Raw genomic sequence first — 24,537 nt, forward strand, 5'->3', positions numbered from 1 at the left:
ACGGCCATAGCGACAATTGGTTTGTCGAAGGCTCCGAAATTCCTTTTTTCGATGGGCCTTTCAGCATATGAAGAGTCCGGAACGGCGTGTCCGGATCCGCGCGGGCGTCGGCGGCGTCCTTGTCGGTATGGATCTGGAGAAGTCGAGGGAGCGGCAGGCCGGAGAGGGCTGCCTCGTCGTCGCGCTGCGCATGCCGGTGCGGATCGTGGCGCTCGTGCTGGTGGTGCCGGTGCGGATGGTGTGGGACGCCCTCGTGGTCGTGGGGCGGTTCCTCCACGACAGGGTGCTCCGTCCGGTGGGGCGCGCGCTGGCATGGGTGGGGCGCGCGGTGTTCGTGTGGCCGTTCGTCGCGCTCTGGCGCTGGGTGCTCGTGCCGCTCGGCGTGGCGCTGCGGTGGCTGGGCACGGTGCTGGTCGTCGTCCCGGCCGGGTGGCTGTACCGGAAAGTGCTGACGCCGGTCGGGCACGCCCTGGCCTGGCTGGGGCAGCGGCTTCTCGTCGTGCCGTCGGTGTGGCTGTACCGGTGGGTGCTCACTCCGGTCGGGCACGCGCTGGCGTGGTGCGGCCGGGGGCTCTACGCGCTGGCCTCGCTGCTCGTCGCCGGGATCGCCACGGCCCTGTACTGGACGGCCCGCGTCCTGCTGGTGTGGCCCGCGTACGCCGTGTGGCGTTGGGTGCTGGCGCCCGTGGGCCGGGTGCTGGCCGTCGTGGCGCGGGAGGTCGGGGCGGCCCTCGGGCACGCCTGGCGGGTCGCCGGGTACGTCTCGCTCGCCGTGGGCCGGGCGATCGCCGCCTTCTTCCGGTGGACGGTCGTGGAGCCGGCCCGATGGGTCCACCGGACCGTGCTCACGCCCGTCGGTCACGCCGTCCGCGACGCGGTGCTGAGGCCCGTCGCACAGGCCGCGCGCGGTGTGGGACGCCTCACACGTGACACCCTCCGTGGCGTGCGTGTGACTGTCCGTCAGGTCCGTCAGGACGTCCGGCGGGCGCTCCTCGGTGATCCCAAAACGCCAGGTGAACAAGGCAATCACGAGGTAAAGGGATCTGTCGGGGTATCAGGCGGGCGGGATGACCGGATTCTGCTGACCAAGCCCTGACCAGGCGTTTCGTCTCAGCTGGGCTTGTTTTTACATGCCTTCTACATGTAGATGTCGCCTTCACGAAAGCTACACACGAGATGCACATCGCACATGCAAGGCACCGTGGACGGATTCAGCTACGGCCTGGTCACCCCTGTCGCGGCCTATCTCGTCGCCTGCCTGGGCGGCGCCCTCGGCCTGCGCTGCACCACCAGGTCACTCCGTGAGGGCGGCCAGTCGTGGAAGCCGGGCTGGCTGGCGCTCGGCGCCGCCTCCATCGGCTGCGGCATCTGGACCATGCACTTCATCGCGATGCTCGGCTTCTCCGTGAACGAGACGTCCATCCGCTACGACATGACGCTCACGCTGATCAGCCTCGCTGTCGCGATCGCCGTCGTCGCCGTCGGCGTGTTCATCGTCGGCTACCGCGGCACCGGCCGGGCGACCCTCCTCACCGCCGGCGTCATCACCGGGCTCGGCGTCGCGGGTATGCACTACATCGGCATGGCGAGCATGCGGATGCGCGGCGCCCTGGAGTACGACACCTTCCTGGTCGTCCTCTCGGTGGTCATCGCGATCGTGGCCGCCACCGCGGCGCTCTGGGCTGCCGTGTCCGTCCGCGGCTTCAAGGCCAGCATGGGCGCCAGCCTGATCATGGGCCTCGCGGTGACCGGTATGCACTACACCGGCATGGCGTCCATGAGCGTCCACCTCCACGGCGCGGGCGGCGCCTCCGGCACACACGTGCTGTCCGTCATGCTCCCGATGCTGCTCGGCCCCCTCGTCTTCCTCCTCTTCGCCACCGCCGTCGTCATGTTCGACCCGCTGCTGATCGCGGGCGACGAACCCGCGGTGGTCGGCCCCGCCCGCCGCGGGCAGACCCCCGTTCCCGGCTTCCCCGCCCAGCGCGACACCGCGTCCGACCCGGCCCCCGCCTTCTTCCACGACCCCGCTCCCGGCTTCCCCGGACCCGCCCCCGCCCCGCACGGGGACGGCATGCCCGACGCGGCCCGGGGTACCGGAGCGGGTACCGGCGGGCAGGGAGAGCGTCCCGCCGGCTGGTGACGCCGGGGAACCGGCGTCCCCACGGGCACGTACCCTGAAGGGGACACGGTCCCGGCGCCCGGCCGGGCCCGCCGGGGCCGTCCCGTACGGCCGTACCCTGGAAGGGGAAGGCGCTCCCCGCGCCCCCTTGCGACAAGGAGAAGATCCACTGGGCAAGCGACAGCCCGAAGGCCCGCCGCCCGCACCCGCGGTGCAGCGCATCCGACTGCGCTACACCAAGCGCGGCCGCCTTCGGTTCACCAGCCACCGTGACTTCCAGCGTGCCTTCGAGCGCGCGCTGCGCCGCGCCGAGGTGCCCATGGCGTACTCGGCCGGTTTCACGCCGCACCCGAAGGTGTCGTACGCCAATGCCGCACCCACCGGCACCGGCAGCGAGGCCGAGTACCTGGAGATCGCGCTCACCGAGCCGCGGGACCCCGAGCGTCTGAGGGCCCTGCTCGACGAGTCGATGCCCGCCGGGCTCGACATCGTCGAGGCCGTCGAGGCCCGCACCTCCGGGCTGGCCGACCGGCTCACCGCCTCGGTGTGGGAGCTGCGGCTGGACGGCGTCGCCCCCGAGGACGCCTGCCGCGCGGTGGACGCCTTCGAGGCGGCCGGGACCGTCGAGGTCCAGCGCCGCATGAAGAACGGCATCCGCACCTTCGACGCCCGGTCCGCGGTCGCCTCCCTCGAAACCGTCGAGGAAGACGCCGCGACGGACTCCTCGCCGGCTGATAGGCCGACCGACCGGCCCTGTGCGATACTGCGGCTGGTTGTTCGGCACGTGACGCCTGCCGTACGACCCGACGACGTCCTGTCCGGTCTCCGCGCCGTGGCCGACCTGGCGCCGCCGGTCCCCGTAGCGGTGACCAGGCTGGCGCAGGGGCTGTTCGATGAAGAGACCGGCACGGTGACCGACCCGCTCGCGCCCGACCGCGAGGCAGCAGCGACCGAGCCGCACACGGCCGCCGCCACTGCCGCCGCGACGGCGCCGGCGTAAGGAAGGTCCCGCGTAGGGACGGACGTCGTAAGCGCCGCCCTCGAACTCGGGAGCCACCTGGGTCGGGCAGCGCACCGACCAGAAGACTTTCGCCAGGCCGTACGCATTCGGCGTACGGAACCGGCGAGACAGGACACAGAGAGCTTCCGAGCGGCGCCCGCGCCCCGGACGGCGGCCACCGCGCACCGCGCGGGCCGCGGACGTCACCGGCATCGCCGGACCAGGCGCGGCGCCCGGGAGCCTGACGGGAGAAACGCCCGCATGCTCGAACCGACCGAGCCCACCGAGGGCTCCGAACCGAACAGCCCGAGCGACACCCTGCCGCCCCGCCGGCGACGCAGGGCCGCTTCCCGCCCGGCGGGACCGCCCGCCGCCGCCGAAGGCGGCACGGCGGAAACGGTCACGCCGGCCATACCGGCCGCCGAGGCCCCCGCCGAGCCGGCGGAGACGCCCCAGGCCGCCGAGGGCGCGACCGACACCCAGCAGGAGACCGGGGCACCCGCGCCCCGGCGTCGCCGTGCGGTCCGCCGCGCGGCCGCGCCCGCCGGAGCACCGGCGTCCGCCGAGGCCGCCGAGACCGTCGTCCCCGCGGCGCAGCCCGCGTCCGAGGCCGCCGCCCCGGCATCCGAGCCGGCCGCCGACACCACCGAGGACGCCGCCCCGCGCCGCGCCCGCCGCCGTGCCACGCGCAGCGTGACCGCCCCGGCGCCGGCCGCCGGCACCGAGACCGCCGCGGCCCCCGAGACCGCCGCGGCCCCCGAGACCACCGACACCCCGGCCGAGTCGGCCGCCGCCGCGACGGAGGACGCCGCCCCGCGCCGCACCCGGCGCCGTGCCACGCGCAGCGTGACCGCACCTGCGGCCGAAACCCCGGCCGAGCCGAAGGCGGAGGAGCCCGCCGCGGAAGAGGCGGAAGAGACCGCCCCGGCCGCCGACACGGCCCCCGAGCCCGCCGCCGGCACCGAGGACGCCGCCCCGCGCCGCGCCCGCCGCCGTGCCACGCGCACCGTGACCGCCCCGGCGCCGGCCGCCGGCACCGAGGCCGCCGACGAGACCGCCGGGGCCCCCGAGACCACCGCGGCTCCCGAGACCACCGACACCCCGGCCGAGCCGGCCGCCGCCGCGACGGAGGACGCCGCCCCGCGCCGCGCCCGCCGCCGTGCCTCTCGGCGCGCGTCCGCGCCCGCCGGTGCTCCCGCCTCCGACGCGACGGCCGAGGCCGTCGCCGCTCAGGGCGACGACGAGACCGAGCAGGCCGCCCCGACCGCCGAGGAGGCCCCGGTGACGGAGAACGACAAGCAGGACGAGACCCCCGCCGAGGCGCCCGCCGTACAGGCCCCCGCCGAGGAGGGCGGCCCGCGCCGCCGCCGGCGCGCCGTCCGCAAGGCCGCCGCCGGGTTCGCCGAGCCCGCGCGCCCCGCCCGCGGCGCCGAGGCCGAGGACAAGGACGACGCCCCGCGCCGTCCCGCGCGTCCCGCCGTCGCCGTGTTCCAGCCGCCGGTGTTCGCCGAGCCCCGCTTCCAGACCCCGGAGCGCGCCGCCGCCGAGGCCGCCGCAGGACTCGCCGAGGCCGCGGAGCCGGAGGAGGAGACCGAGGAGCTCCCGGAGGAGCAGCCCGCCGCCTCCCGCCGTCGCCGTCGCCGCAAGGGCGCCTCCGAGGAGCCCGAGGCCGCCGCTCCGGCCGCCGCCGAGGAGGCTCCCGAGGCCGACGCCGAGGAAGAACCCGATCAGGCCGAGGACCGGAGCGACAACGACGAGGGCGACGACCACGACGACCACGAGTCGTCCGGTTCGCGCCGCCGTCGCCGTCGTGGCGGCCGTCGCCGTCGCCGTGGCGACTCCGCCGACGCCGACAGCGGCGAGCAGCAGGACGGCGACACCGAGGACGCCGAGCGGGCCGGAACCGGGCAGTCCGCGCAGGACGCCGAGGACACCGACGCGCAGAGCGACGAGGATGCCGAGGAGCGCGACGAGCGCGAGGACAACGGCGGCTCCAGCAGCAGCCGTCGCCGTCGCCGCCGTCGTCGCCGCGCCGGGGACAGCGGCGGTGAGCCCGAGCCGTCCGCCGACGACCCCGAGCGCACCGTCGTCAAGGTCCGCGAGCCCCGCCCGAAGGCCGAGCCGTCCGACGAGGTGCAGTCCATCAAGGGCTCCACCCGTCTGGAGGCCAAGAAGCAGCGCCGCCGCGAGGGCCGCGAGCAGGGCCGCCGGCGCGTGCCGATCATCACCGAGGCCGAGTTCCTCGCCCGCCGCGAGGCCGTCGAGCGCGTCATGGTGGTCCGCCAGCACGGCGACCGCACGCAGATCGGCGTCCTGGAGGACGGCGTGCTCGTCGAGCACTACGTCAACAAGGAGCAGGCCACCTCGTACGTCGGCAACGTGTACCTGGGCAAGGTGCAGAACGTGCTGCCGTCGATGGAGGCCGCCTTCATCGACATCGGCAAGGGCCGCAACGCCGTGCTCTACGCCGGCGAGGTCAACTTCGACGCGCTCGGCATGTCCGGCGGTCCGCGCCGCATCGAGTCCGCGCTGAAGTCCGGGCAGCCGGTGCTGGTCCAGGTCACCAAGGACCCGATCGGCCACAAGGGCGCCCGCCTCACCAGCCAGGTCTCCCTCCCGGGCCGTTACCTCGTGTACGTCCCCGAGGGCTCGATGACCGGCATCAGCCGCAAGCTGCCCGACACCGAGCGGGCCCGGCTGAAGACCATCCTCAAGAAGATCGTCCCCGAGGACGCGGGCGTCATCGTGCGCACCGCCGCCGAGGGCGCGAGCGAGGACGAGCTGCGCCGTGACGTCGAGCGTCTCCAGGCGCAGTGGGAGGAGATCAAGAAGAAGTCCAAGAACGGCGGCACCGCCCCGACGCTGCTGTACGGCGAGCCGGACATGACCGTCCGTGTCGTCCGGGACATCTTCAACGAGGACTTCTCCGAGGTCATCGTCAGCGGTGACGAGGCCTGGGAGACCATCCACGGCTACGTCTCCCACGTCGCGCCCGACCTGGCCGAGCGTCTGCAGCGGTGGACCAGCGAGGTCGACGTCTTCGCCACGTACCGGATCGACGAGCAGCTCGCCAAGGCGCTGGACCGCAAGGTCTGGCTGCCCAGCGGCGGTTCGCTGGTGATCGACCGGACCGAGGCGATGGTCGTCATCGACGTCAACACCGGCAAGTTCACCGGTCAGGGCGGCAACCTCGAGGAGACGGTCACCAGGAACAACCTGGAGGCGGCCGAGGAGATCGTGCGCCAGCTGCGGCTGCGCGACCTCGGCGGCATCATCGTCATCGACTTCATCGACATGGTGCTGGAGTCCAACCGGGACCTGGTGCTGCGCCGTCTGCTGGAGTGCCTGGGCCGGGACCGGACCAAGCACCAGGTCGCCGAGGTGACCTCGCTGGGCCTGGTGCAGATGACCCGCAAGCGGGTCGGCCAGGGCCTGCTGGAGTCGTTCTCCGAGACCTGCGTCCACTGCAACGGCCGCGGTGTCATCGTCCACCTCGACCAGCCGTCCTCCTCCGGCGGTGGCAAGCGCCGCAAGCGCGCACGGGCCGGCGCGGCGGACCAGCCGCACGAGCACGAGGCCGCCGTGGAGACCCCCGAGCAGGAGGCCGAGGCCGAGTCGGAGACGCCGGCCGAGGTCGCCGCCGAGGTGGCCGAGCCGGCCGCGCTGCCGGCGCCCGAGTTCACGCCGGACGAGGAGCTGTACAGCAGCGCCGCCGAGGCGGAGGCCGCCGCGTCCCGGGGCCGTACGCGCCGCCGGGCGAGCCGTCGGGCCTCCGCGCCCGCGGGCTCCCCGCAGCGTGAGAGCGCCAAGGGCGGCCGCAAGCAGGCCGAGGAGCGCGCCGAGGAGGCGCCCGCCGCCGAGGAGACGCAGGCCGTCCCCACGGCGCAGGACGTGACGGCCACCGAGGAGGCGCGGCGTCCCGTGCAGCCCGAGTCGGCCGCCGAGGCGCTGGCCGAGCCGGCCGCCGCCGAGGACGTCGTGGTGCCGCAGGCCGAGGAGGCCGCTCCCAAGGGCCGTACCCGCCGCCGCGCCACCCGCAAGGCGACCGCGCCGGCCGGTTCCCCGGCGGGCGCCGAGGCCGCGGTGGTGACCGTCGCCGAGTCCGCGAAGGCCGAGCCCGCGAAGGCGGAGGAGACGCCGAAGGCCGAGGAGACCCCGGCCGAGGCCGCCGCCCCCGAGGCCGCGCCCGAGGCGTCCGCCCCGGCCCGTCCGCGGCGTCGCGCGGTGCGCAAGCCGAGCACCTCGACCGCGTCCGAGGACACCGCCGTCGTGGTCCTGCCGTCCGCCCCGGCGGACGAGCGGAAGCCCGACGAGGAGCCCGCCGCCGAGCCGGAGGCCGTTCAGGCCGCCGAGCCCGTCGAGGGCGCCGGGGGCGCCGAGGAGGCCGCTCCGGCCAAGAAGGCCGCCCGCAAGACGGCCAAGAAGGCCACGGCGAAGAAGGCCGCCACGAAGAAGACGACGACGGCCAAGAAGACGGCAGCCAAGAAGACGACGACGGCGGCGAAGAAGACCACCGCCAAGAAGTCGACGGCGAAGAAGGCCACGACGAAGAAGACGGCCGCTGCCGAGCAGCAGGCGCCCTCCTCCGTCACGGCCGCGGCCGACGAGAGCTGACCAGCGTCTACGCTGTGTGGTCCTGTCCCCTGCGGGGCAGGGCCACACGCTTTTTTTCAGTCCCCGAAGGAGAACGACCGCGATGATAGGCCTCGTGCTCGCGGCCGGCGCCGGCCGGCGTCTGCGCCCGTACACCGACACGCTGCCCAAGGCCCTGGTGCCGGTGGGCGCGGAGGGCGACCCGGACGCCGCGACCGTCCTGGACCTGACGCTCGCCAACTTCGCGGAGATCGGGCTGTCCGAGGTCGGTGTCGTGGTCGGGTACCGCAAGGAGGCCGTGTACGAGCGGCAGGCGGCGCTGGAGGCGAAGTACGGGCTGAAGCTGACGCTCATCGACAACGACAAGGCGGAGGAGTGGAACAACGCCTACTCGCTGTGGTGCGCGCGGGACGCCCTGAAGGACGGTGTGATCCTCGCCAACGGCGACACGGTGCACCCGGTGTCGGTGGAGCGGACGCTGCTGGACGCGCGGGGTGACGGCAAGCAGATCATCCTGGCGCTGGACACGGTGAAGCAGCTCGCCGACGAGGAGATGAAGGTCGTCGTCGACCCGGAGAAGGGGATGCGGCGGATCACGAAGCTGATGGACCCGTCCGAGGCGACGGGCGAGTACATCGGCGTGACGCTGATCGAGGGCGGTGCGGCCGAGGCGCTGGCGGACGCGCTGAGGGCGACGTTCGAGCGGGACCCGCAGCTGTACTACGAGGACGGTTACCAGGAGCTGGTGAACCGGGGCTTCCGGATCGACGTGGCGCCGATCGGCGACGTCCGGTGGGTCGAGATCGACAACCACGACGACCTCGCCCGCGGACGGGAGATCGTCGCCGGTCGCTGAGCGGCGCGGGCGCACGGGGGTCCGGTTTGACCCCCGTGGCTCCGGCCCCGTAACCTTGACCGTCGGCGTGTCCATCGGGACCGCCACATCCCCGTAAACCTCTTCCTCCCGGACGCGGGCCGCGACCGGGAGAGGTCGCCCGCGTATGTGCGTGGGCGACTGGCCTGCGGGGGTGCCGTTCTTCGAGTGAGAGTGAGATCCGCGTGTACGCCATCGTGCGCAGCGGTGGTCGCCAGCACAAGGTTGCTGTCGGCGACATCGTCGAGGTTGACAAGATTTCCACCGCCAAGGTCGGCGACACGGTCGAGCTCTCGACCCTGCTCGTCGTCGACGGCGACTCCGTGACCAGCGACCCGTGGGTGCTGGCCGGGATCAAGGTCCAGGCCGAGGTCGTGGACCACCACAAGGGCCAGAAGATCGACATTCTGCGCTACAAGAACAAGACCGGCTACCGCCGTCGTCAGGGCCACCGCCAGCAGTACACGGCGATCAAGGTCACTGAGATCCCCGCGGCTGCGAAGTAAGGGACTGAGGAGAGATGGCACACAAGAAGGGCGCATCGTCCACCCGTAACGGTCGTGACTCCAACGCTCAGCGCCTCGGCGTGAAGCGCTTCGGCGGTCAGGCCGTGAACGCGGGCGAGATCCTGGTCCGCCAGCGCGGCACCCACTTCCACCCGGGCGCCGGTGTCGGCCGTGGCGGCGACGACACCCTGTTCGCGCTGCAGGCCGGTGCGGTGCAGTTCGGCACCCACCGTGGCCGTAAGGTCGTGAACATCGTTCCGGTCGCCTGATCGGACACTTTCGCGAGGCGGACCTCACTTCCCGACGGGAAGCGGGTCCGCCTTTCGCGTGTTACCCAAGAGACACAACCCCGTAGTAGCTGGAGGCACATTCCATGACCACCTTCGTGGACCGCGTCGAACTGCATGTCGCCGCGGGTAACGGAGGTCACGGCTGTGCCTCCGTCCATCGCGAGAAGTTCAAGCCGCTCGGCGGACCCGACGGCGGCAACGGCGGACGGGGCGGCGACGTGATCCTCACCGTCGACCAGTCCGTGACCACCCTGCTCGACTACCACCACTCGCCGCACCGCAAGGCCACCAACGGCAAGCCCGGCGAGGGCGGCAACCGCTCCGGCAAGGACGGCCAGGACCTGGTCCTGCCCGTGCCGGACGGCACCGTGGTGCTCGACAAGGCGGGCAACGTCCTCGCCGACCTCGTCGGCCACGGCACCTCCTACGTCGCCGCCCAGGGCGGCCGCGGCGGGCTCGGCAACGCCGCCCTCGCCTCGGCGCGCCGCAAGGCCCCCGGGTTCGCGCTGCTCGGCGAGCCGGGCGACCTGCGCGACGTCGTCCTGGAGCTGAAGACCGTCGCCGACGTGGCCCTCGTGGGCTACCCCAGCGCCGGCAAGTCGTCCCTGATCTCCGTGCTCAGCGCCGCCAAGCCGAAGATCGCCGACTACCCGTTCACCACCCTGGTGCCCAACCTCGGTGTGGTGACCGCCGGTTCGACCGTCTACACCATCGCCGACGTCCCCGGCCTGATCCCCGGCGCCAGCCAGGGCAAGGGCCTCGGCCTGGAGTTCCTGCGCCACGTCGAGCGGTGCAGCGTCCTGGTGCACGTGCTGGACACCGCCACCCTGGAGTCCGACCGCGACCCCGTTTCCGACCTCGACGTCATCGAGGAGGAGCTGCGCCAGTACGGCGGCCTGGACAACCGGCCGCGGCTCGTCGTCCTCAACAAGATCGACGTGCCCGACGGCAAGGACCTCGCCGACATGGTCCGTCCGGACCTGGAGGAGCGCGGCTACCGCGTCTTCGAGGTGTCCGCCGTGGCCCACACCGGTCTGCGCGAGCTGTCCTTCGCGCTCGCCGACCTGGTGGGCAAGGCGCGCGAGGCCAGGCCGAAGGAGGAGGCGACCCGCATCGTCATCCGTCCCAAGGCGGTCGACGACACGGGCTTCACCGTCACCCGTGAGGAGGCCGGCGGCGAGCTGGTGTTCCGGGTGCGCGGCGAGAAGCCCGAACGCTGGGTGCGCCAGACCGACTTCAACAACGACGAGGCCGTCGGCTACCTCGCCGACCGGCTCAACCGCCTCGGCGTCGAGGAGAAGCTGATGAAGGCGGGCGCCCGCGGCGGCGACGCCGTCGCCATCGGCCCCGAGGACAACGCCGTGGTCTTCGACTGGGAGCCGTCCGTCAGCGCCGGCGCGGAGATGCTCGGCCGCCGCGGTGAGGACCACCGCTTCGAGGCGCCCCGCCCGGCCGCCCAGCGCCGCCGCGACCGTGACGCGCAGCGCGACGAGGCCGAGCGGGAGTTCGACGGCTTCGAGCCGTTCTAGTCCGCACGGCGCACCGCACGCACGACGCGCGCACCGCACGCACGAGAAGGGCCCGTTCCGAATGGAACGGGCCCTTCTCGTGCGTGACGTGGCTCAGTTGCCGGGCGTCCGGCTCAGGTCCGCCCCGAAGAGCCGCAGCAGCCGCTCCTCCACCACCGGGGTCAGGGCCTCGACGTAGGCGTCCGCCAGGTGGCCGTAGTCCCGGTACACCAGCGTGTTGCCGACCACGACCGGGCAGTTGCCGGAGGGGGCGCAGACCCAGGGCGACGGGTCGACGACCGTCACGTCCTCGGCGGCCGCCGCCTTGCGGATCGCCTTGGTCACCGAAGGCTGCTTGTCGGACTCGGAGAGCTTGTTGGCGCACGAGGACAGGTCGTCCGGGTTGGCGACCGCGCAGTCCACCGAGTTGTTCTTCGGCCAGGGGTTGTCCAGCAGCGTGAGCACGCGGGTACGGCCCCGCTGGAGGATCCGGTACGTCTCGGCCTGGCCCTCGCCCCACTCGGTGGCGGTGTCGCCCTCGCCCCACAGCTTCGCCGAGTTGGAGCTGGAGGTGACGACCAGATCGGGTTCCATCGCGCGGATCTTGTCGATGGTCACCTCACGCCAGTCGTCGCAGGAGGAGTAGGGACCGTTGTTGTAGGCGATGGTGATGTCGGCGACCTTGCAGGCGTTCTTGGTGAACGAGTACAGCTTCCAGCCGTGCTCCCGGGCGATCGCGTCGAACGCCGGGAACCACTGCGCGACGTGCGAGTCGCCGAACAGCACCACGCTGCGGTCGCCGTCCTTGTCGCCGTACAGACACGGCTCGGTCTGCTTCTCCTCCGACATGGTCAGCGCACAGTCGTCGTTGTAGACCGCCGTCCGCTTGTACGCCACGTCGTGCACGCTCGGTGAGAGGTTGGACGGCATCTTGTCCGCCGGGTTCTGCAGCAGCCGGGTCAGCGCCGCCTGCGGGTCGGGAGCCTGGGCGATCGCCTCCTTGGTGTTCTGCTGCGCGCCGCCCGAGGACAGGCTCGGCGGGAACTGCGCGGCGACCAGCGCGGCCACCGCCGCGACCGCCGACAGACCGAGGCCCAGCGACAGGCCGCGGGCCGCGTGCGCCTTGAACGCCCGGTGGAACCGCATCGGGTCCTCGACCAGCTTCAGCGTCAGCCAGGCCAGCACCAGGCCGCCCAGGGCCGCGATCAGCCGCAACGGACCCTCGTGCTCGCCGAACCCGGCGGCTGCGGGCACGATGACGATGAGCGGCCAGTGCCACAGGTACCAGGCGTAGGAGACGCCGCCGACCCACACGGCGGGACGCAGCGACAGCACCAGGCCCGCGCCGTACCGCCCGCCCGCCGCACCGCCGGCCAGGACGGCGGCCGCGCCGAGCACCGGGACCACGGCGTTGTGGCCGGGGAAGACCGTGTGGTCGTCGAACGCCACCGCCGCGTAGGCGATGGCGGCCAGGCCGGCCCAGCTGAGGACCGCGGCGACCGGACGCGGGATGTCGTTCAGCCGGTGCGCCACCAAGGCCAGCAGGGCGCCCACCGCGAGCTCCCAGATGCGGCCCTGCGAACCGAAGTAGGCCCAGGACGGGGACGTCTCGGTGAGGTGCAGGTTCACGGCGAACGACGCGGCGGCGAGGGCCAGCAGCGGGATCGCCAGCAGGGCGCGGCGCCGGAAGATCTTCAGCGCGACGATCAGCAGGACGGGCCAGATCAGATAGAACTGCTCCTCCACCGCCAGCGACCAGAAGTGCTGGAACGGCGAGGGCGGCACGTCCGTGTTGAAGTAGTCGGTGCCCGTGTCGGCCAGACGGAAGTTGACGACGTACCAGGCGGAGGCGATGGCGTCCTTGGCGTAGTCGGCGAACCGCAGCGGGCCCAGGAACAGCCACGACCCGGCCAGCGTCGCCATGACGACCAGTGTGGAGGCGGGCAGCAGGCGCATGGCCCGGCGGGCGTAGAAGCGGCCCAGCGAGATCCGGCCCTCGCGCTTCCACTCGCGGAGCATCAGCGAGGTGATGAGGAAGCCGGAGATGACGAAGAAGACGTCCACTCCGACGAAGCCGCCGGCCAGGGACGACACACCCGCGTGAGCGACCACCACGAGTGTGACCGCGACGGCGCGCAGGCCCTGGATGTCCAGCCTCAGTCCGGCGCCGCCCGCGGCGGGGGCGGGCCCGCCGCCGGACGGCGGTGCGGGCGAGTCGCCCCGTGTACGGGGGACGGACGGGGCACCGTCTGCTGACGGCCGCGGCGGGGACGCGAGATCGCGGGCGGACAATTCGGGGATTCTCCTTGTTCGGGGAGCGTCTGCGAGACGTGAGAAGTCTGCGACACGGTCCGGGGCCAGGCGCCGCCGGGACCTGCCGACTCCGGATGATCCACGCGGAGTCTGACGCTCGAGCGTATCTCTGCCCGAGTGGGCAACCGTCGCATCTTCTGTCGCATTGTCGTAACAAGTGAGATCCTGCGCGGGATCGGCGCACTCCGACCAGGGCGACACGCGGAAAAGGAATCGCGTAGATGTTCCGGTCGAATTCCGTGTGCTTCCCGAGGAGATCCCGCACCGCGGAATGCACGCCGACCGGAAGTGCGGGCACGTTCCGTCCCGGAGCACGTCCAGCCGCTCCGTGGACTTCTGTTGAGCGACTGGACGGACTCCGGCACGGGGACCCCCGCAGGGAGGGCCGCTCCCTCTCAGACCAGCGTGGCCTGCTCCGACGGGCTGGACGTCTCGGACCTCATCTCCGCCTCCAGGCGGTCGTACCGGGCCATCGTGCGCTGGAAGGCGCGGGTGGCCAGGAGGAGGCGGTAGACGACGAGCACCTCGAAGGCGAGGAGCAGGGCGCCCGCGGCGACCGTCGGCCAGAAGATCGAGTTGAGCAGCGGCGCGACGATGAAGATCGTCATCTGGAACTCGATGCCGCTGAACAGGTGGATGCGGATCCGGTGGCTGACGAGGAAGTCACGCAGGCGCACGTACCCGGGCAGGCGCGTGATGAAGGTCTTGGCCGGGGGCACCACGTGCGCGGGGGCGGCCGGCGCCGTGGAGGCGGCCGCGGAGGCGTCGCCGGCCGTCGGCTGGGCGGGGACCTTGGGGGTGCCCTTGACCGGGGTGTCGTCGGCCTCGTCGTCCGAGCCGTTGTCCTGGGAGGTGTCGATCAGGCCCAGCTCCTCGGCGCGCTCACGCTGGCGCCGGCGCATGTTCAGGCGGACCTTCCATATCTCCAGCGCGTCCATGTAGCGGAGCATGTCGAGGAACACCACGGCCACGGCGAGCCATATGTAGGTGACGTCCTCCGTCCGCTGGTACTGCCCGCCCATCAGGGCGATGGCGCACACCAGCACGCGGACGCGGTCGAAGATGTAGTCGAGCCAGGCGCCGAACGCCGAGCCCTTCCCCGTCAGACGGGCGAGCTTCCCGTCCATGCAGTCCAGGATGAAGCTGACGTGATAGACGACGGCTCCGGCCACCAGCCACTGCCAGTCACCCTGTGCGAAACAGGCCGCGGCCCCGATGCCGAGCACCAGGGCGGCCCAGGTGATCTGGTTCGGGGTCACCCGTGTCCACATGGCGGTCCAGCGGACAAGAGGGGTGGCGACGGGATCGACCAGGAGAACGGTCCACCAGGCGTCTCGCTCTTTCTCCGTGAGGCGGCGGACTTCGGGGAGTGAAGGTACACGCATGACCGTAAGTCTGCATGCTCGCCCGAACACTCTGCGCTCAAACGCGAGTGTGTGCTACGTCACGAATATGATCGCCGGGCGACCGTGAACGGTCGGAATCTCAAGAGGGATGGATAAGTCCGAAGAATACCCTTACGGGAGATGTAAGTGCCGGAATTGACGGTCGCAAACGCGAGCAACGAAGGTGTGCACTCCGCCCGTCGTGGCGGCCCATGTCATCGAACAGGAATGTGACACCGTTGCTGTAAACTTCCCCCCTGCGGCTTGACCCTGGAGGAGCCTCGAACGCTCCGCGTGTGGCGCCGTACGGGGGTACAGCGCTCGTTGCCGCTGGTCGCCTGATGCCTCCGTCATGTAGGCCACGTCGGGACTCGCCGAAAGGTTTGGGATTGAAGTGAGTGTGCGTACCCGCATCGGAAGCAGTCTGAAGTCGCGCACCAAGAGCGCGATGCAGGCGCAGAAGCGCCGGGCGTGGTTGGTGCGGGTCACGCGGCAGCGGCAGGGCCTGCTGCGGTCCGACACGGGTGTGCGCCAGGTCTCGTTCGACGGCGAGCCGCTGTGGGGCCGGGTGGCCGACGGGTTCACGGCGGCCGGCGCCGCCGCGGACAACCTGGCACTGGTCGCCGACGCGCTGGAGCGCGCCGAGATCTCCTACTTCGTGGTGCCGGGCGTGTCGCGGACCGCATGGACGCTGGGTGTGCGCGAGTCCGACCGTGAGGCGTTCCTCAAGGCGATGCGCGAGCTGTACGCGGGCACCGTCGTGTTCGCGGCGCGTCCCCGTCCCGGCGGTGTGTCGGACTTCTCGCTCTACGCCGACGAGGTGTGGCCGAAGTCGCTGTCGACGGCCCCCGTGATGCGTTTCGGCGTCGTGCGTCTCGGCCCCAAGGGGCAGGTCCTGGGCGGCCCGCTGCTCGGCTGCGACGTGGAGTTCTGGCAGGACGGCGCCGAGGTGCTGGCGGGCCCCGACGCGGAGGCGGAGCTGGCGCGCGTGTCGCCGCAGGCCTCCGCGGACGTGCTGGCCGACTCCCTGGTCGCCCCCCGGCGCAACCGGATATCGGACGTCATGCCGACGAGCGAGCAGAAGTCCGCGAAGATCACCGTGCAGGGCCGCGACTACCCGACGTTCGCGCCGTTCACGGTGACCACGGTGGAGGACGTCACGTTCCCCATCGACGTCGTCTACACCTGGGTCGACGGCGAGGACCCCGAGCTGCGCGCCAAGCGGCAGAAGTACAAGAGCGAGGGCGTTCCGGCGATCCTCGACAAGGAGACCAACGAGTCCCGCTACACCAGCCACGACGAGCTGAAGTACTCGCTGCGGTCGCTGGAGATGTACGCCGACTTCGTGCGGCACATCTACATCGTCACCGACGGCCAGAAGCCGGAGTGGCTGGACGCCGACGCGCCCGGCATCACGGTCGTGGACCACAAGGACATCTTCCCCGAGGGCGTCCTGCCGGTCTTCAACTCGCACGCCATCGAGACGCGGCTGCACCACATCCCCGGCCTCTCGGACCACTACCTGTACTTCAACGACGACGTGTTCGTCGGTCGCAGCGTCACCCCGCAGCACTTCTTCTACGCGAACGGCATCGCCCGCATCCCGTTCTCGCCGCTCAAGGTCGGCGTCGGCCAGCCGCACGGCGGTGAGACCGCGACCAACTCGGCCGGCAAGAACGTGCGCCAGCTGCTGATGAAGGCGCACGACCGCTTCATCACGCACAACTTCATGCACACCCCGCTGCCGCAGGTGCGGTCGGTGCTGAACGAACTCGAGGAGATGTTCCCCGAGGAGGTCGGCCAGACCATGCGCTCGCGCTTCCGGTCGCCCGACGACATCGCGATGACCGCGTCGATGCACTACAACCACGCGTACATCACCGGCAAGGGCGTCCCCGGCAAGTTCCGCTTCCGGTACGTCAACATCAGCCGCGAGGACGCGGACCGCCGTCTCGAGGGCATCCGGGCCAAGCGCAACTACGACTTCTTCTGCCTCAACGACGTCGACGTGCCGCCGGAGCAGCGCGAAGAGGTCACCGCCCGCATGTTCTCCTTCCTGGAGGAGTACTTCCCCTTCCCGAGCTCCTTCGAGAAGGCACCTGAAAGCACCTCCTCCGGGAAGCGTTGATGGCACCGGCCTCGCGGCGGATCCGCCGGCTGGCCCGCCGGGGACTCGGAGTCGGCCGCAAGGTGCGCGACCGGGCCTCGGCGGCCCGGCTCGCCAGGCAGCGGCAGGGCCTGCTGGGGTCGGAGGCGGGTGTGCGCCAGGCGTCGTTCGACGGTCAGCCGCTGTGGGGCCGGGTGGCCGACGGGTTCACGGCGGCCGGCGCCGCCGCGGACAACCTGGGGCTGGTCGCGGACGCGCTGGAGCGCGCGGAGATCTCCTACTTCGTGGTGCCGGGCGTGTCGCGGACCGCGTGGGTGCTGGGTGTGCGCGAGTCCGACCGTGAGGCGTTCCTCAAGGCGATGTGGGAGCTGTACGCGGGCACGGTCGTGTTCGCGGCGCGTCCCCGCTCCGGAGGTGTGTCGGACTTCTCGCTCTTCGCGGACGAGGTGTGGCCGAAGTCGCTGTCGACGGCGCCCGTGATGCGTTTCGGCGTGGTGCGTCTCGGCCCCGAGGGGCAGGTCCTGGGCGGCCCGCAGCTGGGCTGCGACGTGGAGTTCTGGCAGGACGGCGCCGAGGTGCTCGCCGGTCCGCAGGCGCAGGCGGAGCTGGCACGGGTGTCGCCGCAGGCCTCCGCCGACGTCCTGGCCGACTCCCTCGTGGCGCCGCGCCGCAACCGCGTCGCCGACGTGGTGCCGACCGCGGAGCAGACGCCCGCGAAGGTCACGGTCGGCGGGCGGGACCACCCCACCTTCGCGCCGTTCACCGTGACCACGGTGGAGGACGTGACGTTCCCCATCGACGCCGTCTACACCTGGGTCGACGGCCAGGACCCCGAACTGCGCGCCAAACGGCAGAAGTTCCGCGGCGACGGGGACGCCGGCATCGCCGCCCGGGAGGTGGGCGAGTCCCGCTACACCAGCCACGACGAGCTGAAGTACTCCCTGCGGTCCCTCCAGATGTACGCCGGCTTCGTGCGCCACGTGTACATCGTCACCGACGGCCAGACCCCCCAGTGGCTCGACCCGGAGGCCCCCGGCATCACGGTCGTGGACCACAAGGACATCTTTCCCGAGGGCGTCCTGCCGGTCTTCAACTCGCACGCCATCGAGACGCGGCTGCACCACATCCCGGGCCTCTCGGACCACTACCTGTACTTCAACGACGACGTGTTCGTCGGCCGCGGCGTCACCCCGCAGCACTTCTTCCACGCCAGCGGCGTCGCCCGGCTGCCCTTCTCGACGTACCAGATCGGCGTCGGCCCCCCGCACCCGCAGGCCTCCGCCCCCAACTCCGCCGGGCGGAACGTGCGGCGGCTGCTGGAGGAGACCTACGGGGCGTCCATCACCCACAAGTTCCTGCACACCCCGCACCCCCAGCGGCGGGACGTGCTGACCGATCTGGAGCGGGACTACCCGGAGGCGATCGAGCGGACCATGAGGTCCCGGTTCCGGTCGATCGAGGACGTGTCGCCCGCCACCTCCTTCCACCACCACCTGGCGCTGCTCACCGGCCGAGCCGTCCCGGCGAAGTTCAAGTACCGCTACGTCGACGTCGGCAAGCCCCACCTCGAGGAGCGCGTCGAGTCCCTCAAGGCGCGCCGCGGCTACGACTTCTTCTGCCTCAACGACGTGGACACGGCCCCCGAGCGCCGCGACTACGTGCGCTCCTACGTCCACGACTTCCTGGAGTGGTACTTCCCGTACCCGAGCTCCTTCGAGCGCGCCTGACGGCACCGCCCGGACCCCGGCGGGCCGCCGCGCGTCCACGCGCGGCGGCCCGCCGCTCCGCTCAGTGAGCCCGTCCACTCGAGGCTGACCACCCCCGGCCTCGGTGGTTGCACGTGCCACCCATATGATCTTGCTTCCGTCGCGGAACCTTCACGTTCCCGTCACGCGGACGAGCGCTGCCCGGATCCGTCCGGTGACGGCCGTCCACCACCGTTGTCGCCTCGGCCCGTGCCGTCGCAGGGACACGGGTTCCGTTCGATTCCCTCCCAGTTGGTGTCAATGATCAAGAGACTGTGCGGTGCGGGCCTCGCCCTGGCCGTCGGCGTCGTCGTCATGGTGAACGTGCCGTCGCTCCAGGCGTCCTCGGCCGCGAACAAGGGGGAGAACGCCCTGCCGCTGGGCCCCTCGGGCCTGAAGGAGACCCGCACCACGCGGACCGTGCAGCCGGGCGTCACCCTCACTCGCATGGTCCGCGGGACCAAGGACCCCTCCCTGCGCTGGACGGTCGAGGTCGCCGTCCCGGGCGGTGACACCTCACCGGACCCCGACGCGCCGCCGACCGTCCTGAAGGACGGGCCGAGCGCCGAGGAGTGGGCCGGCGAACTGGAGCGGGACGGTTTCCGGCCCCGGGTCGAGCAGGTGACGACTCCGGAGGTGGCCGACTACGCCGGAGGCACCCTGGGCTGGCGGGTCCGCGTCGGATCGTTCGCCTCGCAGTCCGCCGCGAAGTCCGAGCAGGCGCGGCTGAAGGCGGCCGGATACAAGGGGACCGTCGTGTACACCGGCTGGGACGGTGACGTCACGGCCGAGGGCCCCTGGCGCCTCGACGTGCTCACCGTCGACCCCGGCCGGTTCCGCGGCAGCCTGCGGGCGTCGTACGGCGCGGACCTGGAGAACATCGAGACGACCAGCGAGCTGGCGGAGGAGGCCGGCGCCGTCGCGGCGGTGAACGCCGGGTACTTCGTCTTCGACCCCGACGCGGGCGCGCCCGGGGACCCGGCCGGCACGGGTGTGTACGACGGGCGCCTGCTGAGCGAGCCGGTGGGCGGACGCCCCAGCCTGGTGGTGCACGCCGACGGGCAGGGGACGGAGATCATCCGGTACACGTGGGAGGGGCACGCCGTCGGCGGGGACACCTCGCTGCGGCTGACCGGCCTCAACCGCGTGCCGGGCCTGATACGCAACTGCGGCGGTTCGGCGGACGACACCCCCACCTCCCTGCCGCTGCACGACGTGACCTGCACCAACGACGACGAACTCGTCGCCTTCACACCCCACTACGGGCAGCGCACGCCGGAGGGCGAAGGGCTGGAGGCCGTGCTGGACGCCGACGACCGGGTCGTCGAACTGCGCTCGCCGCGCGGCGGACCGCTCCCGGAGGGCGGCAGCTCCGTCCAGGCGACCGGACGCCGCGTCGCCGGGCTGACGGACCTCGCCGTGATCGGGGAGAGCCTGCGCGTGGAGACGGCCCTGCTGGACCCGAGCGGAAACCGGGTCGAGCCCGTGCCCGGGACCCACGTCCTCAACGGCGGTCCGGAACTCGTCCGCGGCGGCCGGATCCACGTCACCCCCGCCACCGACGGCATGGTGCGCCGGGACGACCCGAGCTTCTACTACGGCTGGGCGCACAAGCGGAACCCGCGCACGTTCGCCGGGGTGGACGCGAAGGGACGCACCGTGCTGGTCACCGCCCACGGCCGCACCGCCGACGCCCTCGGGCTCAGCGTCCTGGAGAGCGCCGAGGTCGCCAGGACGCTCGGTCTGCAGGAAGCGGTGAGCCTCGACGGCGGCGGCTCCACCACGATGGTGGTGGACGGCGCGGTGTTGACCACGCCGTCCGACTCCACCGACGAACGGTCCGTGGGCGACGCCCTGCTGATCATGCCCCGCAGGGACTGAGGGCCCACCGGGTCCCCCAGCCGGGCTGATCCGGACGAACGGTCCTAGGCGAGCTGCCCCGGCCGTTCCGGCGCGGGCAGCGTGATGCGGGCGGGTGTCGGCCGGGCCTGGCGGGGGGCCGGGACGCCCGCCGTCGTCCTGCCGGTCATCCGGGCCCTGTGCGCCGCGGCCGCCGCGCCCAGGGCGCGCACGGCCTCGGCGAAGCGCTCCTGGGACGGGGGCTCGGACGGGCCCAGCAGGCGAAGGCGCAGCTTCGCGCGCTCCTCGGCCAGACCGTCCTTCTCCGGGTGCCGGACCGTCTCCAGCAGGGCGGGCACGCCCGTCGCGTCCGGGGTGAGGACGGTCGCCGCCGCCACCGTCGGGAACCGGGCGCGGAACGTCTCCTCGGTGAGGCCGCCGGTGTTCGTCACCGCGTACGGCTTGCCGCTCGCCAGGAAGTCGCTGATCACGCTCGACACGTCGCTGATCAGCAGGTCGGCCACGTCGAAGCAGGAGTACAGCGAGGGGCGGGCGTCCACGACGACCTGGTGCTCCCACTCCGGCAGCGACGCCCAGTACGCCGCCTCCCAGGCCTCGGTCGCCCGCGCCACCGCCTCCGCGCGGCCCGCCGGGGGAGCGGACTGGACGAGCATCCGCTCCACCTGGTCGGCGCCCTCACGGAACTCGGCGGCGGTCAGCCGGTCCAGCTCGGCCGTGCGGGCGGCCTGCTCCTCCGACGGGGCGGGCCGCGGACCGGAACGGGCCCGGTTGGCCGCGCGGACCATCTCCCGGATGCGGCGGTCCACGGCACCCGCGCGCGGGTCCACCGAGCCGGTCAGCGGGTGCGGCTTGTACAGCAGCCGCACGCCCGGGTCCGCGAGGAGCGCCCGAACCAGGTTCTCGCCGGCCGCGATCACCGAGGTGTTGCCCGGGTTGCCGTCCCAGCCCTCCCAGGTCGGCGCGTACAGCACGGTGACGTACGTGCCCGTGGGCGGCCCCGCGTACGGCCGGACCGCGTCCAGCTGCGGGCGGCCGATCTCCACCACGTCCTTGTCCTCGACCCCGACCTCGGCCAGCGCGTACCGCTCGCGCGCCGCCGGACCCGCGACCCACACCTCGTCGTACGCCTTCGCGTACGGGTTGCAGGACGACAGCTTGTCGCTCTCCCCGTGGTTGACGAACGCGTGCTTGATCGTGGGGATGCGCAGCACCTGCGAGGTCTTGCCGGAGTTGGACGGGTGGATGAGCACCTGGAGCGTGGAGTGCTCCAGCCGCATCAGCGTCGGCACCTTCGGCAGGCACACGATCGGGATGTCGGTCGCCGGGATCCGCGACACCATGTACCGCTCCCGCAGTACGATCAGCGGCCGTCCGTCCAGCCGGGCCAGCGGCTCCAGCCACATCCCCGCCTGGTAGACGGAGGAGGGCCCGCCGGAGAAGTACAGCCCCACGGTGGGGCGGTACTCGGCCAGCCAGGCGTCGAACCAGGCGAGCACCTCCTGCTCGCCGGCCGGGCGCCTCCCGGGCAGCAGCCGCAGCGACAGTACGGCCAGACCGCCCAGCGCGAGCGCCAGCGACAGCGCGATCCCGGCCGCCGCGCACCGCGCGTCGTCCGTCACCGCCGTCGCCGTCAGCCCGGCCGTCGCCGGCAGGCCGAACACCAGCAGCCGGTGCCCGGGGCGGCGCAGCAGAGCGGGCGGGGCGGGGGACAGGCGCAGCGCGGAGGCGTCGATGTTGCGGGTCACCACCGGCAGCGTGCGGGTGCGGCGCACCAGCACGGACACCGCCTGGATGGCGCAGTGCAGGGCGTAGCACAGCAGCAGGCCGGCGAGCAGCGGCGCGTACTGCGTCTCGCGGTGCTGCTCGCCGAGCCGCAGCAGGCCGACCACCAGCAGCAGGTCGCGCAGCACATGGCGGACGGTGACGTCCGCGTGGGCCTTGGCGAACAGCGCGGGAACCCCCCGCTGCCAGCGGTACAGCACGCCCTCCACGGCCAGCGAGAGGGCGGTGGCGGCCAGCAGCAGCGGCACGTGGGGGGCCAGCGCCGCCACGGCCTGCACCGCGTAGGCGCCGGCCAGGACGGACGCCGTGAGGAGCGTGGCGAGCGCGGGGCGGCCGGGCGCGCGGAGCAGCGGGAGGCGAGGCCGGCGGACAACCGCCCTGAACCGCCGACGGGACGTGGGTAGGGGCACTGCGGTCACTCCAGGGTCGTGAGGGACGTGCGCCGGGTTAACGGCCGTCGGCCGGAAGACGACACGCGTGTGTCGCGCCGCCGCAGGCCAGGTGTCGTCGCACTGGTGTCCACACCCCGGTTCGCACGGACGGAGTACGGCCTCCCGTGGGCCGCCGGGCCGTGTCCGGCGCGGTGTCCGGGGGCTGGACCGCCGAGCGTCCTTCGATGCGCTTCGCGTAGATTGCCTGCCGGGCGAAGCGATCGACGACGAGGGAGCGACGGCACAGTGGCAGGGGCACGGCAGACCGTGGGCGAGGCGCGCAGGATCGTCGTCAAGGTCGGCTCCTCGTCGCTGACCACCGCCGCGGGCGGACTGGACGCCGACCGCGTGGACGCGCTGGTGGACGTCCTCGCCAAGACCAGGAGCGCGGGGGAGCGCGAGGTCGTCCTCGTCTCCTCCGGCGCCATCGCCGCCGGACTCGCCCCCCTGGGGCTGCGCCGCCGCCCCCGCGACCTGGCCCGCCAGCAGGCCGCCGCCAGCGTCGGCCAGGGCCTGCTCGTCGCCCGCTACACCGCCTCCTTCGCCCGCTACGGCGTCCGCGTCGGCCAGGTGCTGCTGACCAGCGACGACATGAGCCGCCGCGCCCACCACCGCAACGCCTCCCGCACCCTGGACAAACTGCTCGCGATGGGCGCCCTCCCGGTCGTCAACGAGAACGACACGGTCGCCACGGACGAGATCCGCTTCGGCGACAACGACCGTCTCGCCGCGCTCGTCGCCCACCTGGTCCGCGCCGACCTGCTGGTGCTGCTGTCCGACGTGGACGGCGTCTACGACGGCGATCCGTCCCGCCCCGGCACCTCACGGATAGCCGAGGTCAGGGGCCCCGAGGACCTCGCCCACGTGGAGATCGGCAGCGCCGGCAAGGCGGGCGTCGGCACCGGCGGCATGGTCACCAAGGTCGAAGCCGCCCGGATCGCCGCCGCCGCGGGCATCCAGGTGGTGCTGACCAGCGCGGTCCACGCGGCCGAGGCGCTCGGCGGCGGCGACACCGGCACCTATTTCCACCCCACGGGGCGCCGCTCCGCCGACCGGCTGCTGTGGCTCCAGCACGCCTCCACCCCGCAGGGCGCGCTCACCCTGGACGACGGAGCGGTGCGCGCGGTCGTCGAGGGCCGCAAGTCGCTGCTCCCGGCCGGCATCGCGGGCGTCGAGGGCGACTTCAGCGCGGGCGACCCGGTGGAGCTGCGGGACGGGGAAGGGCGCGCGGTGGCCCGCGGGCTCGTCAACTTCGACGCCAAGGAGATCCCCCTCCTGGTGGGCCGCTCCACCCGCGAACTCGCGCGGGAGCTCGGCCCCGGGTACGAACGCGAAGTCGTACACAGGGACGATCTCGTGGTCCTGCATCCGTAATGCCCTGAAACGTCGGCCCTCGGTGGTGGACGTTCCGCGAAACCGCCCCGCGATCCGCGACGGCCTGCTCAACTCTGTCGCAGGGACAATTTCCGCCCGGCGTGAGGGCGGTCCGCGTGTGAAGGAGGCCGGCGTGAGACGAGTGCGCCCCGGGACGACGGTGTCCCACGGTGGCCGCGGTTCCCGGACGGCGGGTGAGGAGCGCGCCCTGACCAGCGTCGCGGCCGGGGACCGGCACCGGGGCGGCGAGGCGCGTGACCTGCCCCGCCTGTGGCACGTCACCCTCAGCGTCTCGGGCGAGCCCGCGCCGGTCGCGGAGGTCCGGCGGGCGCTGGAGCAGCTCGCCCACGACCACCCGTTCCTGCTGACCAGCCGCTACGCCGACGACCACGCGGAGATCCGCTACTGGGAGGAGGCCCGTGATCTGCACGACGCGGCCGCGGTGGCGCTGCGCCTGTGGGGCGAGCACCGGAGGACCGCGGGACTGCCGCCGTGGGAGATCGTCGGCCTGGAGGTCATCGACCGGGCCACCTACCGCAGTCGCGTCGCCGCGGGGAACGGCCCGGTGCCGGCCACGCCGGTCGGGGTGCACCCGTTCCCGTGACGCCGGGGGCCTCTCCCGTCACACCCGTTTTGACCCTGAATAT

The 24,537-nt window shown here is 72.5% G+C and carries 16 protein-coding genes; 13 read left to right on the forward strand and 3 right to left on the reverse strand.

All coding sequences use genetic code 11. The annotated features are described in order from the left end of the window. Positions 1 to 127 precede the first annotated feature (127 nt). The 8 genes from ACQZOG_RS05775 (at position 128) to obgE (ending at position 10,914) form a co-directional block, all read left to right on the forward strand. Positions 128 to 1,096 carry a hypothetical protein gene (locus ACQZOG_RS05775; protein WP_430741340.1) on the forward strand — a complete coding sequence of 323 codons (969 nt, stop codon included), beginning with the start codon at positions 128 to 130 and terminating at the stop codon, positions 1,094 to 1,096. A gap of 93 nt (positions 1,097 to 1,189) precedes the next feature. Beyond that, on the forward strand, positions 1,190 to 2,143 hold the full coding sequence (locus ACQZOG_RS05780) for an MHYT domain-containing protein (RefSeq protein ID WP_107685364.1): 954 nt from the start codon (positions 1,190 to 1,192) through the stop codon (positions 2,141 to 2,143). Between the two features lie 190 nt (positions 2,144 to 2,333). Continuing rightward, positions 2,334 to 3,122, forward strand: coding sequence for a TIGR03936 family radical SAM-associated protein (locus ACQZOG_RS05785; RefSeq protein WP_033276885.1), 789 nt, complete (start codon positions 2,334 to 2,336; stop codon positions 3,120 to 3,122). 261 nt (positions 3,123 to 3,383) lie between these two features. Next, the gene (locus ACQZOG_RS05790) at positions 3,384 to 7,736 is read left to right on the forward strand and encodes an Rne/Rng family ribonuclease (RefSeq protein WP_430741341.1); all 4,353 of its coding nucleotides are present in this window, start codon (positions 3,384 to 3,386) and stop codon (positions 7,734 to 7,736) included. Between the two features lie 82 nt (positions 7,737 to 7,818). Beyond that, positions 7,819 to 8,571, forward strand: a complete 753-nt coding sequence (locus tag ACQZOG_RS05795; protein WP_037639479.1) for a sugar phosphate nucleotidyltransferase — start codon at positions 7,819 to 7,821, stop codon at positions 8,569 to 8,571. Between the two features lie 203 nt (positions 8,572 to 8,774). After that, the gene (rplU, locus tag ACQZOG_RS05800) at positions 8,775 to 9,095 is read left to right on the forward strand and encodes a 50S ribosomal protein L21 (protein ID WP_006132815.1); all 321 of its coding nucleotides are present in this window, start codon (positions 8,775 to 8,777) and stop codon (positions 9,093 to 9,095) included. A 14-nt stretch (positions 9,096 to 9,109) separates the two neighbouring features. Further along, the gene (rpmA, locus tag ACQZOG_RS05805; protein ID WP_003976205.1) at positions 9,110 to 9,364 is read left to right on the forward strand and encodes a 50S ribosomal protein L27; all 255 of its coding nucleotides are present in this window, start codon (positions 9,110 to 9,112) and stop codon (positions 9,362 to 9,364) included. A 104-nt stretch (positions 9,365 to 9,468) separates the two neighbouring features. Next, positions 9,469 to 10,914 (forward strand): GTPase ObgE, encoded by a 1,446-nt coding sequence (gene obgE / locus ACQZOG_RS05810; protein WP_037639475.1) that lies wholly within the window; start codon positions 9,469 to 9,471, stop codon positions 10,912 to 10,914. A gap of 93 nt (positions 10,915 to 11,007) precedes the next feature. On the opposite strand, the gene ACQZOG_RS05815 is transcribed toward obgE, so the two are convergent. Continuing rightward, positions 11,008 to 13,185 carry an acyltransferase family protein gene (locus ACQZOG_RS05815; RefSeq protein ID WP_193455218.1) on the reverse strand — a complete coding sequence of 726 codons (2,178 nt, stop codon included), beginning with the start codon at positions 13,183 to 13,185 and terminating at the stop codon, positions 11,008 to 11,010. 416 nt (positions 13,186 to 13,601) lie between these two features. Further along, positions 13,602 to 14,591 carry a CDP-alcohol phosphatidyltransferase family protein gene (locus ACQZOG_RS05820; RefSeq protein WP_230227916.1) on the reverse strand — a complete coding sequence of 330 codons (990 nt, stop codon included), beginning with the start codon at positions 14,589 to 14,591 and terminating at the stop codon, positions 13,602 to 13,604. A gap of 448 nt (positions 14,592 to 15,039) precedes the next feature. Between ACQZOG_RS05820 and ACQZOG_RS05825 the strand changes: the two genes are divergently transcribed. The 3 genes from ACQZOG_RS05825 (at position 15,040) to ACQZOG_RS05835 (ending at position 20,324) form a co-directional block, all read left to right on the forward strand. Then, complete coding sequence (locus ACQZOG_RS05825) at positions 15,040 to 16,719, forward strand: stealth family protein (protein ID WP_430741866.1); 1,680 nt, start codon at positions 15,040 to 15,042, stop codon at positions 16,717 to 16,719. Beyond that, positions 16,719 to 18,425, forward strand: coding sequence for a stealth family protein (locus ACQZOG_RS05830; protein ID WP_037639471.1), 1,707 nt, complete (start codon positions 16,719 to 16,721; stop codon positions 18,423 to 18,425). The genes ACQZOG_RS05825 and ACQZOG_RS05830 overlap by 1 nt, the downstream gene beginning before the upstream one ends. A 279-nt stretch (positions 18,426 to 18,704) precedes the next feature. Next, entirely contained in the window at positions 18,705 to 20,324 is a 1,620-nt protein-coding gene (locus ACQZOG_RS05835; protein WP_430741342.1) for a phosphodiester glycosidase family protein, read from the forward strand. A gap of 44 nt (positions 20,325 to 20,368) precedes the next feature. Here ACQZOG_RS05835 and ACQZOG_RS05840 read toward each other — a convergent pair whose 3' ends face one another. Beyond that, the gene (locus tag ACQZOG_RS05840; RefSeq protein WP_430741867.1) at positions 20,369 to 22,435 is read right to left on the reverse strand and encodes a hypothetical protein; all 2,067 of its coding nucleotides are present in this window, start codon (positions 22,433 to 22,435) and stop codon (positions 20,369 to 20,371) included. 348 nt (positions 22,436 to 22,783) lie between these two features. Here ACQZOG_RS05840 and proB point away from each other — a divergent pair, with 348 nt between their 5' ends. Together proB and ACQZOG_RS05850 are read left to right on the forward strand one after the other, a co-directional pair. After that, positions 22,784 to 23,890: a glutamate 5-kinase gene (proB, locus tag ACQZOG_RS05845; RefSeq protein ID WP_033275847.1), complete on the forward strand. Its 1,107-nt coding sequence runs from the start codon at positions 22,784 to 22,786 to the stop codon at positions 23,888 to 23,890. 133 nt (positions 23,891 to 24,023) lie between these two features. Beyond that, a complete protein-coding gene (locus ACQZOG_RS05850) occupies positions 24,024 to 24,494 on the forward strand; it encodes a hypothetical protein (RefSeq protein WP_063834633.1) in 471 nt (156 codons plus the stop codon). The last annotated feature ends 43 nt before the right edge of the window (positions 24,495 to 24,537 follow it).

The sequence above is a fragment of the Streptomyces sp. P13-3-3 genome, assembly GCF_050571355.1.
GTDB lineage: Bacteria > Actinomycetota > Actinomycetes > Streptomycetales > Streptomycetaceae > Streptomyces > Streptomyces althioticus.